Origin of the sequence: Myxococcus sp. CA023 (assembly GCF_010998615.1) — a bacterium.
Lineage (GTDB): Bacteria > Myxococcota > Myxococcia > Myxococcales > Myxococcaceae > Myxococcus.
Window position 1 is genome coordinate 25,409 of sequence record NZ_JAAEAH010000083.1, and the last position, 15,679, is coordinate 41,087.

11 protein-coding genes and 1 tRNA gene are annotated in these 15,679 nt (G+C 66.2%); 4 read left to right on the forward strand and 8 right to left on the reverse strand.

Annotated elements, in window-relative coordinates:
* Positions 1 to 117 precede the first annotated feature (117 nt).
* Positions 118 to 1,581, forward strand: a complete 1,464-nt coding sequence (locus tag F8M74_RS30095; RefSeq protein ID WP_141256337.1) for an MDR family MFS transporter — start codon at positions 118 to 120, stop codon at positions 1,579 to 1,581.
* Between the two features lie 27 nt (positions 1,582 to 1,608).
* Here the strand turns inward: F8M74_RS30095 and F8M74_RS30100 are convergent, their stop codons facing one another.
* Both F8M74_RS30100 and F8M74_RS30105 read right to left on the reverse strand, forming a co-directional pair.
* The gene (locus F8M74_RS30100) at positions 1,609 to 3,087 is read right to left on the reverse strand and encodes a glycoside hydrolase family 6 protein (protein ID WP_141256338.1); all 1,479 of its coding nucleotides are present in this window, start codon (positions 3,085 to 3,087) and stop codon (positions 1,609 to 1,611) included.
* 153 nt (positions 3,088 to 3,240) lie between these two features.
* The gene (locus tag F8M74_RS30105; RefSeq protein WP_141256339.1) at positions 3,241 to 4,914 is read right to left on the reverse strand and encodes an amidase; all 1,674 of its coding nucleotides are present in this window, start codon (positions 4,912 to 4,914) and stop codon (positions 3,241 to 3,243) included.
* A 186-nt stretch (positions 4,915 to 5,100) separates the two neighbouring features.
* Between F8M74_RS30105 and F8M74_RS30110 the strand changes: the two genes are divergently transcribed.
* Positions 5,101 to 7,056 carry an ATP-dependent DNA helicase RecQ gene (locus F8M74_RS30110; protein WP_228560199.1) on the forward strand — a complete coding sequence of 652 codons (1,956 nt, stop codon included), beginning with the start codon at positions 5,101 to 5,103 and terminating at the stop codon, positions 7,054 to 7,056.
* A gap of 6 nt (positions 7,057 to 7,062) precedes the next feature.
* Here the strand turns inward: F8M74_RS30110 and F8M74_RS30115 are convergent, their stop codons facing one another.
* Together F8M74_RS30115 and F8M74_RS30120 are read right to left on the reverse strand one after the other, a co-directional pair.
* Complete coding sequence (locus F8M74_RS30115) at positions 7,063 to 8,019, reverse strand: pirin family protein (RefSeq protein WP_141256341.1); 957 nt, start codon at positions 8,017 to 8,019, stop codon at positions 7,063 to 7,065.
* Positions 8,020 to 8,083: 64 nt separating this feature from the next.
* A tRNA-Leu gene (locus F8M74_RS30120) sits at positions 8,084 to 8,169 on the reverse strand.
* A 311-nt stretch (positions 8,170 to 8,480) separates the two neighbouring features.
* Between F8M74_RS30120 and ffh the strand changes: the two genes are divergently transcribed.
* Together ffh and F8M74_RS30130 are read left to right on the forward strand one after the other, a co-directional pair.
* A complete protein-coding gene (ffh, locus tag F8M74_RS30125) occupies positions 8,481 to 10,127 on the forward strand; it encodes a signal recognition particle protein (RefSeq protein ID WP_141256342.1) in 1,647 nt (548 codons plus the stop codon).
* A gap of 246 nt (positions 10,128 to 10,373) precedes the next feature.
* Positions 10,374 to 11,729 (forward strand): Ig-like domain-containing protein, encoded by a 1,356-nt coding sequence (locus F8M74_RS30130; protein ID WP_228560201.1) that lies wholly within the window; start codon positions 10,374 to 10,376, stop codon positions 11,727 to 11,729.
* A 58-nt stretch (positions 11,730 to 11,787) separates the two neighbouring features.
* Here F8M74_RS30130 and F8M74_RS30135 read toward each other — a convergent pair whose 3' ends face one another.
* The 4 genes from F8M74_RS30135 to F8M74_RS30150 form a co-directional block, all read right to left on the reverse strand.
* On the reverse strand, positions 11,788 to 12,960 hold the full coding sequence (locus tag F8M74_RS30135) for a TIGR04552 family protein (protein ID WP_141256343.1): 1,173 nt from the start codon (positions 12,958 to 12,960) through the stop codon (positions 11,788 to 11,790).
* 38 nt (positions 12,961 to 12,998) lie between these two features.
* Positions 12,999 to 13,481 (reverse strand): toxin-antitoxin system YwqK family antitoxin, encoded by a 483-nt coding sequence (locus tag F8M74_RS30140; protein WP_141256344.1) that lies wholly within the window; start codon positions 13,479 to 13,481, stop codon positions 12,999 to 13,001.
* A gap of 148 nt (positions 13,482 to 13,629) precedes the next feature.
* Positions 13,630 to 14,532 (reverse strand): hypothetical protein, encoded by a 903-nt coding sequence (locus tag F8M74_RS30145; RefSeq protein WP_228560203.1) that lies wholly within the window; start codon positions 14,530 to 14,532, stop codon positions 13,630 to 13,632.
* A 239-nt stretch (positions 14,533 to 14,771) separates the two neighbouring features.
* Positions 14,772 to 15,464: an AgmX/PglI C-terminal domain-containing protein gene (locus F8M74_RS30150; RefSeq protein ID WP_240462311.1), complete on the reverse strand. Its 693-nt coding sequence runs from the start codon at positions 15,462 to 15,464 to the stop codon at positions 14,772 to 14,774.
* Positions 15,465 to 15,679 lie beyond the last annotated feature (215 nt).

A 15,679-nucleotide genomic window follows, 5' to 3' on the forward strand; every position in this document is an offset into this window, starting at 1 on the left:
GTTTCCGAGTCCGTGTGCGCCCACACGCAGAGTGGTCACCCGGGGCGCGAGGCCGCTTGATGCTGGCGACACCCACCCACAGCCGTTAAGGAGGGCCTCTCCCGCGCCGGCGTCTTCATGCGAACCACTCATCGTCCCCTCACCACCTTGGCCCTGGCCTTGAGCCTCTTCATGGCCGCCTTGGAAGCCACTGTCGTTTCCACGGCCATGCCCACGGTGGTGGGCGAACTGGGCGGCATCCAGCACTACGCGTGGGTCTTCACCGCGTACATGCTGTCCTCCACCATCACCGTGCCCATCTACGGGAAGCTGGCGGACCTCTACGGCCGCAAGCCCGTGCTCGTGTTCGGCATCGTGCTGTTCCTCGTGGGCTCCATCGCCAGTGGCCTTTCCACGTCCATGGCCATGTTGATCGGCTTCCGGACGCTCCAGGGCCTGGGCGCGGGCGCCATGCAGCCGGTGGCGCTCACCGTCATCGGGGACATCTACACGCTGGAGGAGCGCGCGAAGGTCCAGGGCGCGTTCAGCGCGGTGTGGGGCATCGCGGGCCTGATCGGGCCCATCACCGGTGGCTTCCTCGTGAAGTACCTCACGTGGCACTGGGTCTTCTTCATCAACGTCCCGGTGGGCGTGGGCTGCCTCATCCTGCTCCTGAGCTACTTCCATGAGCGCGTGGAGCGAAAGCCCCAGAAGCTGGACTACGCGGGCGCCGCGCTGCTCACCGGCTGGGTGGTGGCGCTGCTCGTCGGCGTGCAAGGTGTGGGCGTGAATCTGTGGGGCCTGCCCGTGGCGGCTGTGCTGCTCGCGGCCTTCGTCGCCGTGGAGCGCAAGGCGGCCGAGCCCATCATCCCCATGTCCATCTTCAAGGTGCCGGCCATCGTCATCTCCTCCATCGCGGGAGCGCTCTTCTCCGCGGCGATGTTCGGTGCCACCACCTACGTTCCGCTCTTCGTCCAGGGCGTCCTGGGCGGAACGCCCACCGAGGCCGGCGGGATGATTACGCCGATGATTGTCGGCTGGCCGCTGGCGGCCCTCGTGGCCGGGAAGCTGCTGCTCAAGACGGGCTTCCGCCCGCTCATCGTGGGCGGGCTGGGATTGACGGTGGTGGGCACGTCGCTGATGGCGCTGCTCCTGGGGCCCCAGGCGCCCAAGCTGCTGCCGGAGGTGGCCATGGGCCTGTTCGGCATCGGCATGGGCTTCGCGTCCACCGCGCTGCTCATCGCCGTGCAGACCAGCGTGGGCTGGGAGCTGCGCGGAGTGGCCACCGCCAGCAACATGTTCTTCCGCACCATCGGCGGCGCCATTGGCGTGGGGCTGATGGGCGGCGTCATGGTGTCGCAGTTGCTCAAGGACCCGACGGTGCCGATTTCGGCCGCCAACGCCTTGATGAGCCCCGACCATGGCCAGGACCTGCCCGCGGACCTGCTGGCGACGCTGAGCAGCGCCCTGGGCACCGGGCTGAGCATCAACTTCTGGCTGATCTGCGCCTTCACCGTGGCCGCCTTCACCGCGGGGCTGTTCTTCCCCAAGGTGTCGCGCACCACGACGGTGTCCTCCACCGAGATGGCGGCGCCGCACTGACATCCGTGCGGCGCCCCCGTGCGTCGCTCAGAGACCGTCAATCATCCGCAGGGCCACGTCCGGCACGAACGTGCCTGCGGGTGTGTTGGGCGCGACGCCGCACTGGCCGTCGGAGTCTCCGGGGACCTTGATCCACAGGGTCATCTCCGCGCCGCCCACGCCCACCTGGTTCGTCGTGCCAATCTTCCGGCCGGCGGGGTTGCACCACTCACCGTTGGAGCCATTGCCGTTGCGGCTGGTGTCCACCACGAAGGGCTTGGTGTAGCCGTACCGGCTGGTCAGCGAGCTGTTGACGGAGCCCGCGTACGAGGCCGACTGCGCGGTGGTGTAGAAGTTCGACACGTTGAGCGCGAAGCCTCGCACGTTGCGCACGCCCATGTTCTCCAGCCGCTGGGCCATGGTGTCCGCGTTGATCCACAAGGCGTTGCCCGCGTCCAGGTAGGCCCACGTGTTCGGCGCGCGATCCCTGAACTGCTCGGTGGCGTAGCGAATCAGGCTGATGCGCGTCTGCCGCTCGGCGTCGTTCGCCAGGCAGTCGAGCTGGGCGACGGCGTCCGGCTCGATGATGACGACGGCGGGACGGTTGCCAATGGCGGCGGCGAAGGACGAAATCCACGTCCGGTACGCCTCTGGCGACCCCGCGCCTCCGCCCGAGTGGCTCCCGCAATCCCGGCCAGGGATGTTGTACGCCACCAGCACCGGAAGCTTGTCCGCGGCGTCCGCGGCCGAGACGAAGCTGGCCACCGCCGTGGTGATGTCTCCGCTCCAAGCGGCGAACCAGCGTGCGGCCAGGTTGTTCGCGATGGAGGACTGGATGCGCGCAGCGCGCGAGTCCCCGCTGTTGGCCCGGACCCAGTTGGCGGGGTTGGAGTTCGGGTCGATGTAGAAGCCGCTCGTCATCGCCAGCGGCCCGCCGCCCCCGCCGCCGTCCTCCGTGGTGAGCGAGACGTCATCGATGAACGCGCTGAACCCCGTCGCGCGGCCTCCCATCTGGAAGGTGACCTGTCCTGCCTGCGTGGCCAGCGTCGACGTGAAGGGGAACGTAAAGCGCCGTGACGTGCCGTCCAACGTAATCTGCCGGTCCAGCGGCGCGGTGTACGGCGCGCTCTCCAACTGCACCGTCACACGGACCGTCGTCGTCACCGAAGCAGAAGCGGTGAAGGACAGCGTGTACGCCCGGCCATTCACCAGCGGAATGTCATCCTGGCCAATCAGCGCGTCCCAGGGGTTGGCCGTCCCGCCCCCCACGTCCACGCGCAGGCGGGCGTTCTCCACGCGGGACTGTGTGTTGGGGCCGCTCCACCAGGGCGACACGGTGCCGCCGTTGAAGGTGCCATTGGAAACGAGCTCGGTCAGCGCGTCGGTGCGACTGCCGAGCGCCTCGGCCTCCGCCGGGGCGGGCGGCTCCGAAGGACCACAGGCAGTCGCGAGGGCCGCCGCGAGCATCAGCGCGGCCGGAGCGGTGAAGCGACGAAACGGCGAACCGGCGGAGTTACTGGGTTGCACGAAGCCATTCCTCCCGCCCGCGCGAGGACGCCAGGGAGCGGCGCCCGGAGTGACGCGGGCTGTGTCGAGTGCGTGGCCCGTGGGTGGCCCCGCGAGCACGCGGAGCCACACTTGCACGTTTTTCTTGTTTTTCAGCCCTTCAATCCGCAGCGTTCACCGAAGTGCGCGCAGATGAACAGGCGGGACGCGGTACTCCGAGGCCTGCTCCACCACGCGGCCCAGACGCAGCAGCAGGTGCTCCTCGTAGGGACGGCCTGTGAGCTGGACACCCACCGGGAGCCCCTCTTCGTCGAAGCCTGCTGGCACCGACAGCGAGGGGAAGCCCGTCAGGTTGGCCAGGCGCACGAAGCGCATCAGGGCATCGACGACAGGCAGGTTCGACTCGCCATCCGGAAGCGCCGCCTCCGGGATGAGGGGCGCCGTGGTGGCCGTCGTCGGCGTGACGAGAACGTCCACGCCCGCCATCTGCGCGAGCAGCTCACGCGTCAGGCGGTGCCGGTGCCGCAGGGCATGCACCAGGTCCGTGGCCCGAAAGTGCCGGCCAATGGCCAGGTTGGTGCGCGTGTCGAGCCCGAACTCCGACGGATGCGCCTTCACGTGGGGAAGCATCACCTCCGACATCTCGCTCAGGATGATGCAGCTGTGCGTCCACAGCACGGTGTTGAGGTCGGGAGGCGGAATCTCCACCACCCGCGCTCCCGCGGCCGACAGCGCGGCCACGGCTTCCTTGCAGCGGGCGACGACGTCCGCGTCGGCGTCCTCGAAGTAGTCCCAGCAGATGCCCAGCCGCACACCACTCAGGCCGTCATCCTCGTAGCCAGACAGGTGATGCGGCGACTGTCCCTGTGAGACGAGGTCATGTCCATCCGGCCCCGCGAGCACCGCATACGCCGCGGCGACGTCGTCCACGGTGAGCCCCATGGGCCCCACGTGGCCCACGTTCCAGCACAGCGGCGGCACGCCCGTCTCCGGGATGCGGCCCCACGTCGCCTTGAGCCCCACGATGCCGCACAGGGCCGCGGGGATGCGGATGGAACCACCGCCGTCGGCACCGATGCTCAAGGGGCACAGGCCCGCGGCCACGGCGGCGGCGGAGGCACTGGAGCTGCCACCGGTGATGCGGCCCGTGTCCCAGGGATTGCGAGCGGCGCCGTGGTGGGGATTCAACCCGATGGGGTTGATGCCAATCTCATTCATGTTGGCCTTGCCGAGGATGATGGCGCCCGCGGCCTTGAGCCGGGCAGCCACCGTCGAGTCCGCGGCGGCCACCTGCGTGCGGAACCGCGTGCCCAGCGTGGTGGGGAACCCGGCCAGGTCGACCTCGTCCTTCAGCACGACGGGAATGCCATCGAGCACGCTCAGCGGGCGGCCCTCGCGCAGCCGTTCGGAGGACGCCTCCGCGGCCCGGTGTACCTCGTCCGGCTTGCGGGCGATGAACAAGCCCAGGCGCTGCTTCCCACTGTCCATCCGGGCGATGGACTCATGAATTCGATTCACCACGGCCACCGGGTCCGTGGCGCCCTCGCGGTAGGCGCGGACATAGGCCGCGACGCTCTCACGCTCCGGTGGACTGGCGGACGCGGCGACGGCGCGCGCGGCCTGCTGCGTGGGCGTCTGCGACTCCGTGGCGGCGGTGCCCTGGGGCAACGGAAACTGGAGCGGCGGCGCATCCCCCGCTGGGAGCTCACGCCATCGCTCGATGCCGCTGTCCCGCGTCAGCTTGTCCAGCATCACCGACCCGACGCCGCTCTCGAGCGCGTTCACGAAAGCCTTGAGCGCCATGCCCGACACACGGGGCGCCTTCACGGGGTTGCGTTGGTAGGTCATGGCGCCGCAGCCTATCCTCGAGCCGGCGGTACCGCATGAGCGATGGTGGCCAATTCAGCGGCGCGACTTGTTCGCGTCTTCGTGGACTTCGTGGCTACGCTCTTCCCTCGGTGAGCAGGGACGGAGTCGCTGGACAGGGCCCATGGAGGGCGTGGGTTGCCGGAGTTCGCGAGTTGGAGGAGCTTCATGCACAGGGCAGATGGCGCACGACACAGCTCACTCGATACCGTTCTGCGCGAGCGGTTCGGCCTGACGGACTTCCGCCCCGGCCAACGAGAGGTCCTCGAGGCCCTGCTCGGTCCGAACGCCGCGGCGCTCGCGGTGTTCCCCACAGGTGGCGGCAAGTCGCTCTGCTATCAGCTTCCGGCGCTGCTGCTGGAGGGCATCACGGTGGTGGTCTCCCCGCTGATCGCGCTGATGAAGGACCAGATTGACGCCCTGGCCCGGCAGGGCATTCGTGCCGCGCGGCTGGACGCCTCGCTGTCGGTGGACGACTCACGCGAAGTCACGCAGGCGCTGCGCGATGGTTCACTCAAGCTCTTGTACGTGGCGCCCGAGCGCTTCAACAACGAGCGCTTCACCGCCCTGCTCCGTGAGCTGCGCATTTCCTTGTTCGCGGTGGATGAGGCGCACTGCGTCTCGGAATGGGGCCACAACTTCCGCCCGGACTATCTGAAGCTGGCGAAGGCCGCGCGGGATTTGTCGGCAGAGCGAATCCTCGCACTCACGGCCACGGCGACACCCTCCGTCGTGCGAGACATCTGCCAGGGCTTCGGCATCCCCGAGGAGAACGCGGTCGTCACGGGTTTCTACCGGCAGAACCTCACGCTGGAGACGACCCCGGTTCACGCCGAGGCCCGCGACGCGCTCCTCCTGGGGCGGCTCGGTTCCCGAGCGCCCGGCCCCACCATCGTCTACGTCACGCAGCAGAAGACCGCCGAGCGCGTGGCCGCGTTCCTCGCCACGGAAGGTCTCCCCGCCAGCGCCTACCACGCGGGCCTGGAGCCCGAGGTCCGAGAGCGGGTGCAGGAAGACTGGATGGCCTCCACGAACGGCATCGTCGTGGCCACCATCGCGTTCGGGATGGGCATCGACAAGGCGGATGTACGGTCCGTGTATCACTACAACCTGCCCAAGGGACTGGAGAGCTATAGCCAGGAAATCGGCCGTGCCGGGCGAGATGGAGCGCCATCAGTGGTGGAGCTCTTCGCGTGTCCGGACGACGTCCCCAGCCTGGAGAACTTCGCGCTCGGGGACACACCCACGCGGGAAGCAATTCAAAGTCTGGTGACCGAGTTGCTCGGCCTGGGTCCCGAACTGAGCGTCGACATGTTCGCTCTGTCCAGCCGGCATGATGTGCGGCCACTCGTGCTGCGCACGGCGCTGACGTACCTGGAGCTCGAAGGCGTGTTGAGGCAGGGCACGCCGTACTACGTGGGCTACAAGGTGCAGCCGCTCATGTCCATCGACGCGCTCGTGGGGCGCTTCCAGGGAGAACGGGTGCAGTTCCTGCGCGACGTGTTTGCCCAGGCGAAGAAAGGACGCACCTGGTACTCGCTCGACCCGGCCGAGGTGGCGAACTCACTTCGGCAGCCCCGCGAGCGCGTGGTCCGGGCCATCGAATATCTCGAGGAACAAGGGCTCGTGTTGCTCCAGGTCTCCGAGCCGCGTCAGCGCTTCACACGGCTACGGACCCAGGAGGACGCAGCAGCGCTCACCGCACTCCTCCATCAGCGGTTTCAGCAGCGCGAGGCCCAGGAGGTCACGCGTGTCCGGGACGTACTGAAGCTCGTCACCCATGCGGGGTGCCAGAGCAATGCGCTGGTCGCCCACTTCGGTCAGCGGCGGGAGCAGCCGTGTGGGCACTGCACCTTCTGCCGGACCGGGGAGGCCCAGGTACTTCCCGCGGTGCGCCGGAAGCCTGCACTGCCCGCGGGCCTCGACGTGGGGGGCTTCCGAGCCCTGGCCGCGAAGCATCCCGAGGCGCTCGGGCACCCGAGGCAGGCCGCGAGGTTCCTCTGCGGACTGAACAGCCCCGCCCTCACGAGGGCGAAGCTCGGCGGCCACAAGTTGTTCGGCGCGCTGGAGGGCTGGCCCTTCGCGGAGGTGCTGGACTTCTGTGGCCGGCCAGCCGTGGATTGACAGCCCTCACCCCTGGTCGAGCACACCCGCGCGATAGTCCTCGAAGGCCTGGTGGATCTCCTCGCGGGTGTTCATGACGAACGGGCCGTACTGGACGATGGGCTCACGGAGGGGGCGTGCGGCGGCGATGAGCAACTCGCTCCGGCGATTCCTCGCACGCACGCGAAGCCGGCTCCCCGGGCCGAGCACTGCCAGCGAGCCCTCGAGCACCGGCTTCGACGTGTCTTCGGGCCCCATGTCCACCTCGCCCGCGGACACGAAGGCGAAGGCGGTGTGGTCCGACGGTGTGTCGAGCTCGAAAGGACGGTCGTCCTCGAGCGCCAGGGTCAACAAGAGCGGCTGCGTGGGGCGCTCACGTACGGGGCCCTGGAGTCCGTTCATGTGGCCCGCGATGACACGCGCGCGGCTCCCCGAGGGCGACAGACGCTCCTCCGCGAGCTGCTCGGGCGTGTGGTCCTGGTAGGCCGGCGGGCACATCTTCTCCTTCGCGGGGAGGTTGAGCCAGAGCTGGAAGCCGGACATCAACCCCTGCACCTGCTCCGGCATCTCCGAGTGGATGAGACCACGGCCCGCGGTCATCCACTGCGAGCCACCTCCGGCGATGAGCCCGCTGTTGCCACGGCTGTCCCGGTGGCGCATTCGGCCATCGAGCATGACCGTGACGGTCTCGAAGCCCCGGTGGGGGTGATTCGGGAAGCCGTTGATGTAGGCCCCGGGGTCATCGGAGTGGAACCGGTCGAGCATGAGGAACGGGTCGAGGTTCCGCAGCGCAGGCTGCCCGATGACCCGCGTCAAGCGAACGCCGGCTCCATCCGTCGCGGGGATGCCTTCGAGCGTCTGCGTGACGTTGCGCTGCGACTTCAGGATGACCGCGGGAGCCTCCGAGCGCCGACACCCGATGGCCGAGGCGGCCACGAGAAGACCCGACTGAAGGAGGAAACGGCGGCGCGAGGTGGCGTTCATGAAGACCTTGCCGGAAACCGGGTGGGCGTCCCCCGAGCCTCCTCCGGGAGCCGCCCGGAGTCCATGCACGAGCCGGGGATCGAACCCGGACGGCCCTTACGGGCCAGCGGATTTTAAGTCCGCTGCGTCTGCCAGTTCCGCCACTCGTGCCCGGCTGCGGGCAGCACCCTACAGGGCCTGTCCTACCTCCGGCAAAGGCCTCGTGCAGCCCCAGGCTCTCTTCCCTCTCCGCTGGGGCTCCTGGCAGGCCTGGGCGCCTCATTTCGCGCCCGGCGATGCCTCAAGGCCCGCGCCAGGGTGCTCAGGGATGCGCCAACCCCTCAAGAGCGTTGAAGAATCCAGGGCCCCGGGTCGGATTCGCCGCCAGGGAGGCCGGTCCGGGCCCCCTTCTCTTCACAGTTCGACGGCCGGAATGTGCTCCACCGTCGCATCCCGCCTGACCCTGTTATAAAGCGCCCCCCATGCTCGAGACCGTAACCAAGGGCTTCCGCGCCGCCAAGAACCGCCTCGCCGGCAAGAGCGAGCTCACCCCGGAGCTGGTCGACGAGTCGCTGCGCGACATCCGCGTCTCCCTGCTCGAGGCTGACGTCGCCTTCGACGTCGTGAAGAAGTTTGTCGCCCGCGTCCGCGAGAAGTCCGTGGGCGAGTTGGTGCAGACGACCATCACCGACACGGCTGGCCAGAAGCGCAAGGTCAGCCCGATGGACCACTTCATCAAGATCTGCCACGACGAGCTGGAGGCCCTCATGGGGCCCGTCGACACCAGCTTGAAGCTGAAGCCCAAGGGCCAGCTGTCCGGCATCATGATGGTGGGCCTCCAGGGCTCCGGTAAGACGACCACCACCGGGAAGCTCGCCAGCCGGCTCCTCCAGGAAGGGCGCAAGCCCCTGCTCGTCGCCGCCGACATCTACCGCCCCGCCGCCGTGGACCAGCTCAAGGTCCTGGGCGAGCGGCTCAAGGTCCCCGTCTACCACGAGCCCGGCATCCAGCCGCCCGAGCTCGCCAAGCGGGGCTACGCCGCCGCGCGCGAGCAGAAGTGCGACGTGGTGCTCATCGACACCGCCGGCCGGCTCGCCATCGACGAGTCCCTGATGGCCGAACTGGAGTCCATCAAGGGCAACGTCCAGCCGGACAACATCCTGCTGGTGTGCGACGCGATGATTGGTCAGGACGCCGTGCGCACGGCGGCGGAGTTCGACCGGCGGCTGACGCTGGACGGATTCATCCTCACCAAGCTGGACGGTGACGCCCGCGGCGGCGCTGCGTTGTCCATCAAGGAAGTCACGGGCAAGCCCATCAAGTTCCTCGGAATGGGCGAGTCCATGGACAAGCTGGAGGAGTTCCGCCCGGCCGGCCTCGCGGGCCGCATCCTCGGGTTCGGCGACATCGTCGGCCTGATGAAGGACTTCGAGAAGGTCGTCGACGAGAAGAAGGCCGAGGAGGATGCCAAGAAGCTCCTGTCCGGCCAGTTCACGATGAAGGACTTCGTCGAGCAGATCCGCATGGTCCGGAAGATGGGACCGCTCAAGGACCTGCTGGAGAAGTTCCCCCTCTTCGGCGACCTCACCGAGCACCTCAACCCGGACGAGAAGGAGCTCACGAAGATTGAGTCGATGTACGACTCGATGACGGCAAAGGAGCGCCTGCGGCCGGACACCGTCAACAACAGCCGCATCAACCGCATCGCCAAGGGCAGCGGCCGCAAGGTCGAAGAGGTCAAGGAGCTGCTCCAGAAGTTCGGGATGATGCAGCAGGTGATGGGCACCATCGGCCAGAATCCGGGCCTGCTGGGCCGCATCCCCGGATTCAAGCAACTGGGTCAGCTGTCGCAGATGAAGAACATGGACCTCTCCAGCATGTTCGGCGGTGACCCGAAGATGATGGAGAAGATGATGAGCGGTGGAATGCCCGGCATGGGAATGCCCATGCAGCTGCCGCAGATCGCGCCCGGCTACACGCCGCCCATGGGCCAGGCCGCCATGGCCAAGGCCCGATTGATGGGCTACGCGCCGCCCTCCGCCACCGGCAAGAGCGAGGACCGCGACGCCATCAAGGAGCGCCGCAAGCGGGAGAAGGAAAACAAGAAGAAGAACCGGAAGAAGAAGTAGGCCGCTCAAGGCCCCGGTGCCCACGCCCGCCTCCCCGCATCCGTGCTGGGAGGGCGGGCGTTCGTGTTTTCGGCATGGACGTCCGGGGCGTGGGACGCCCGTCTCGTCAGAACAACGGTCAGCTCAGTGACCTGTCCTGGCTTGCGCGCCGCTGACGGGACGAGGCACAAGAAGAGAGGCCGCAGGCACCTCGCGGCCGACTTCCGAGCACGACTGCACGGAATGGTTCTTGCGATGAGTCACGGCATGCACCACCCACGACGCTTTCTTCTCCTGTTGTTCGTCCTCGCGGCTGCGAGCGCCTGCATCAATGTCCCAGAGGTCGAACCAACTCCTAACGAGCCAGAAGCAGATGCCGGCTCGACGCCCGACGCAGGCGAGGAAGAGCTACCTCCTCCGACGTTGCGCACGACCTTCCCTGCAGGTGGGTCCACGCAGGTCGACACTGACACCCAGTTGGTGCTCACCTTCTCAAGCGCCGTTGACACGAACTCGCTGCGTCTGGACGTCGCCCCTCATGTGGCAATGGGCCCTATCGAATGGAGCAATCAGGGCACGACTGCAGTGACGCGCCCATCGACGGCGCTCGCGCAGAACACCGCATATACAGTCACTGTCGAGGCCAAGGACCGCACGGGGCAGTCTCTGACGGGCACACGCAGTTTCACGTTCACCACGACGGGCCCTGCCCCTGACACCACCCCGCCTACCATCCTCAACACGACGCCCGGTCAGGCCGCCATCGGCGTGCCCCGAGACCCAGTCATCGAGGTTCTCTTCTCGGAGCCCATGGATAGGACCTCGGTCCAAAACGCCTTCGCCATCACTTCGCCCGCGGGCCAAAACTCCGGAAGCTTCAACTGGAACGAGGCCGACACGGTGATGACCTATGCGCTTCCTTCAATCGTAACGTATGGCACCACCATTACCTGGCAACTCTCCACTCTCGCCAAAGACAAATCCGGCAATACACTGCAGGAGGCCGGACACAGCGAGTTCAGAATCGTCCGCCAAGCATCGATGACGATGCCCATCATCTACTCGGTGAGTGGATCCATTTCCACATCCGACACACCCGACTTCCACTACCGGAGTTACGCCACCTACGTCCTTGAGCGCATAGGCGATAACAGTGCCAATCAAAGCAGCCGGCTCTTCTTCGGATTCAAGCTCGACGCCCTGCCTTCAGAGCTCATTCAAATCAACCGGTCGACAATCAAGTGGTGGCTCTCCACTCAACTCGGCCAGCCATTCGAACAACTTGGGCCTCTCCTCTTGGAGCCTGTAGATGTAGGTGAGTACCTCCCCCAGTCGAACGTAGAAGATACTGAAAGCCCAGTGCTCACTGCAGCCTACAACGCGCAACCACGGGCCCTCGGCCTCACGCTCACGGCAGCAAATATTGGCACGCCGGGGCAGTTCGATGTCACGTCGTACGTGACTCAAGACTGGGCAAGCCGGGTGGAACGAAACTACAGGTCTCAGTTCCGTCTCCGCTTCACCCGAGAAACGAATAGCGACCGGAACACTGACGAACTGCGTTCGAGCTCAAGCACGTACCCCACGCTGGCCGAGCTTGAAGTCGTCTACGAGTATCCTTGAAGTGCAGAATGAGGCGAGCCGCAAGTGAGCGGCTCGCCTTTAATGAGTCCCGCCGGAGTCACTTCTCCTGTCGCTTGGGAACCACGAGGCCCTGACTCAGGCGTTTGAGCACCCGCTGCCTCTGCCGTCGTTTGTAGGCCTCATGGGCATTTTCCCCACGCTCGTTGAGCCGTGCGGTCTCCTCGTCGACAATCTGGAACTCGACAAGGGAAATGATGATCCTTCCCTTTCGATGCCGGGTGTCTTCCTCTGGCGGCGGCAGATAGGCATCCATTCGCATGGGGATATCCACCACGAAATTGAGTGCCCGATATGTATTTCCTGAAAACACATTCCCGCCAGCGTTTTCACGATCTTCGAAATCGCGATCCAAGTGAAGCTTGGCGATATGTTGCTCAAAGTGGGGGTTTTCAGCGAGCACGGTCTTGAAGGGCATCAGCGTATTTTCAGTCTGCCCAGGGACCACCAGATGAAATGGGAAGAGGCGCTGGGTAAGGTAGTAAAGGACCAGCAGTAGATCCTCACGCTTCCGTGTTACCACCCGGAACCGAGTCCGGTCGTAGACCTGCGCGGCAACGGTATCTTTTTTTGCCAGCAACTTCGTGATGAGCGAATCCTGGGTCTTGATGGAGTGCGCGAACTCCACGATGGGCAGACCCTTGGCCTGCATCTCAGCAGCCACGCCCAAGACCCTCTCCGTGATCAGTTCTGCCAGTTCCACCTCGGAGACGGGCAAGCGGAAGAGCAGATCGCGCCCTTCAATGTGCTGAATGACGTGCATCACCTTCAGGACGACACACGCAATCCGCCGGTGACGGGGCGACCCTTTGACGCCTGATGCGTAGAGGAACAAATCGTGGATTTCCTCTGGCCGCGCCACCGCATCCGCGACGCGATAGTTGAACGTCTTGCGAAGGTACTCAACGGCTTCGGCTAAGACGGCACGGGCCCACTCCTCATCGTAGGGGCGAGACACATCCAACTGGAGCAACCTGAGGAAGTTGTCCACCTCTCCACGGGACTGGAAGTGCATTCGCCGCCAGTCGATTACCGACCCCCCGCGGAGAATCAATCGGATGCGCTCGAGTTCGCGCACCCCCATCCGCTCCACCGCGCAGATGGGAATATCAGGCAAAACAGGAACAAGCGAAGGCGCCTTCACACTTGAGCTTCCTAGCCGAGCCCACTCGGATGGGGAAGTCCTCTCAAACGAACGAGGGCCCTCCCCCATCGGGAGAGGACCCTCGTTACGACCGAACGGTCAGCCAGCTACTGGGAAGCAATCTCGCGGTTGTTCTCGTACCGGACTTGACTCAGCACCCGGCCGTCTTCAGCGAGGTCCTTGACCACGCCATGCTTACGGCCGTTCTTGTACTCCTCGACCCTCTGGGGCTTGCCGCTGGGGAAGTACATGATGCGCTGGCCATGCCAGCCGCCGTCCTTGAACTCCGCAGTGCCGCGCTTGACGCCGGACACGTCGTAAAAGGTCCAGGTCCCGACCTTGAGGCCGTTCTCGAACTGCCCTTGCGCCGCCTTCACGCCATTCGGGTAGTACTCAACGTACGCACCGTGCGAGGTGCGGGAGCCTGCCTTCGTGCCGGACTTCACACACGACAAGCCTTCCTCCTTGGAACCGAGCTGAACCGTGCCTTCAGCGCAGTTCAGCCGCTCCGAAGCGCCTTCAGCCATTGCCGCCGGAGCAACCAGGGTCAGACCGAGGGTCAGCGTTCGCATCAGCTTGGTAGACAGCATCGATTCTCCTTTTCAAGACGCCGGGATTTCCGCGGCATGAATGGGACGCACAGGCCCAGCCGAAATTCAGCGTACCTCTCGCTGGAATGAGCGAGCCCCGCCCCTACAACCGGAGCGGGGCTCGATGACTCACCTGCCCAATCGACTACTAGTAGTTCGACTGCTGGCAGACGAAGTTGCCGTCAGTGAAGTAGAAGCCGGCCGAGTTGGTGGTGCTGCTCGCGGCGACGCAGAGGTTGACGATGATCTCCGCGTTGCTGCGGTTAGTGCCCGTGACGGTGTAGTTGCCCTCCGAGCGGCTGATGGACGCGTTGCTACGACCACCGTCCGTCTGGACGTAGAAGAAACGGCTCAGCTCGGTGGAGGTGTCCGGGAACGGCGTGTTGGAGTACGCGTTGATACGGATGCGCAGGCGCTTGGGCGCGCTGGCACCACAGAACGCCGAGTCCGTCGTCGCATTGACGAAGCCCACCTTGTAGATGATCGGGCCCGTGGTGCCGAGGTCCGCCTTGTTCGGGAACTCGTTGTAGTTCTGGCACGTCGGCGCGGGCGGCGCGGAGCAGGTGCCGCTGGAGCAGATCTGGCCGTAAGTACAGGTGGACAGGCCCTCGCCGGAGCAGCTCGTGGGCTGGGTGTCACCCTCTTCGCACTGGCCGGTGGTCACGTTGCAGGTCCGGTCGCCGGTGCACTCGGCGTTGGACGTGCAGGCCGTCACGCAGACGTTGTCCAGGTGGGAGCAGACCAGGCCCGTGGACTCGGAGTCCGTGCCACCGTTGCAGAGCACGTCCGTGGAGCACTGGCAGATGTTCGTGGTGGCGTTGGGACCCGCAACACCCAGCGGGGCGCAGGTCTTCGCCGTGGAGGGGCAGTCCGAACCAGAGTTACAGGTCTGCACGCAGACTTGGGCGGTCGGGTGACAGATCTCCGACTCTCCGCACTCGTCATTGCTGGAGCACGCACCCGGGGACGTCGTGTCGTCACCGCAACCAGCCATGAGACCGCTCATCGCGCCAAGCGCAGTGAGCACCAACATCATCTTGCGAAGCTGCATGTTGAGATTTCCTCTTGTTTGGAACGCCGCCCGGGGGGCCTCCGGCCACTGACTACAGGCCCCAACAACCATGCGAGCAAGTGAGGCTTAGTCCCGCCCGTCCGGACGTGTCAACGAGTGTCGACGCCACCTGGACGGCTGCTCGGCCACGAAATTCACCCTTCGCGCAAGCAGACAGCGGGAGCGGAGGCCATCGCGACGTTCATGTCGCGATAGCCTCAGTGGACGCCCCCCACCGTTCAGAAGGTGAACGGGAAGTCGATGGGCTCGCCCTGCCGCTTGTGACGCGGGAAGGACCAGCTCTTGATGAGCCCGGAGATGCAGCTCGCCATGTAGGTGGTGCGGAACTCATCCGTGCGGCACGACACCGCGCTCGTCTTGCCACTCGTCTGGATGGTCCAGCGCATCACCAGCTTGCCGCTCAACGACGGGTCCTTCTTCTTCTGCTCGTTGACGCACTTCACGATGGCCGGCTTGTTGGCCAGCACCACCGCCATGATGTCCGACTGCTGCAGCCGGTCCGGAACCCCGCCCCCCGGCTCGGGAGGGACGTAGGCCGTCGGACGTGCCGAGGACGGCTTCGCCTCTGGCGCCGACTTCTTCGTGCCGAAGAGCTCGTCGAAGTCATCATCCGAATCGCTCGACGAGGGCCGCTCCGCACGCGCCGGCGCGGACGCGCGAGGCTCCGGGTCCTCCCGGCGAGAGGACGACGACGAGGTGCGTCGATTATTGGGCCGCTCGGCCTTCGCCACCGCCGTCTCCGCAGGCTTCGGCGTTTCAACCGAAGGCGGCGTCGGCGTGGCCACGGGCGCCGCCGCGACGGCCGGGGGCGTCGTCTCCGGCGGAGGCGTGTTCACCGGCGCCGCAGCGACCTCCGTGGGCGGGGTCGGAGGCGGCGTCGCGGGATTCACGGGCGTCTGAGCAGCCGCCATGGGGGCCGTGTTCGCCTGAGGAGGCGGAGGGCTGCTGGGAGGAGGCGTCGGCGTGGCCACGGGCGCCGCCGCGACGACCGGGGGATTCGCCGGTGCCGCGTCCGTGCCAGACCCGCCCTTCAGGAAGAGCGCCGCAGCGCCACCACCGACCAGGAGCAGCCCCGCGGCAATGCCAACGAAGAGCCCCGTCTCTGTCTCTTATACCACATCTGACG

Coding starts and splice junctions, on each gene's coding strand:
- F8M74_RS30095 (WP_141256337.1), top strand. CDS start 118: ATGCGAACCACTCATCGTCCCCTCACCACCTTGGCCCTGGCCTTGAGC.
- F8M74_RS30105 (WP_141256339.1), bottom strand. CDS start 4,914: ATGACCTACCAACGCAACCCCGTGAAGGCGCCCCGTGTGTCGGGCATG.
- F8M74_RS30110 (WP_228560199.1), top strand. CDS start 5,101: ATGCACAGGGCAGATGGCGCACGACACAGCTCACTCGATACCGTTCTG.
- F8M74_RS30115 (WP_141256341.1), bottom strand. CDS start 8,019: ATGAACGCCACCTCGCGCCGCCGTTTCCTCCTTCAGTCGGGTCTTCTC.
- ffh (WP_141256342.1), top strand. CDS start 8,481: ATGCTCGAGACCGTAACCAAGGGCTTCCGCGCCGCCAAGAACCGCCTC.
- F8M74_RS30130 (WP_228560201.1), top strand. CDS start 10,374: ATGCACCACCCACGACGCTTTCTTCTCCTGTTGTTCGTCCTCGCGGCT.
- F8M74_RS30135 (WP_141256343.1), bottom strand. CDS start 12,960: ATGGGGGAGGGCCCTCGTTCGTTTGAGAGGACTTCCCCATCCGAGTGG.
- F8M74_RS30140 (WP_141256344.1), bottom strand. CDS start 13,481: ATGCTGTCTACCAAGCTGATGCGAACGCTGACCCTCGGTCTGACCCTG.
- F8M74_RS30145 (WP_228560203.1), bottom strand. CDS start 14,532: ATGCAGCTTCGCAAGATGATGTTGGTGCTCACTGCGCTTGGCGCGATG.
- F8M74_RS30150 (WP_240462311.1), bottom strand. CDS start 15,464: ATGGCGGCTGCTCAGACGCCCGTGAATCCCGCGACGCCGCCTCCGACC.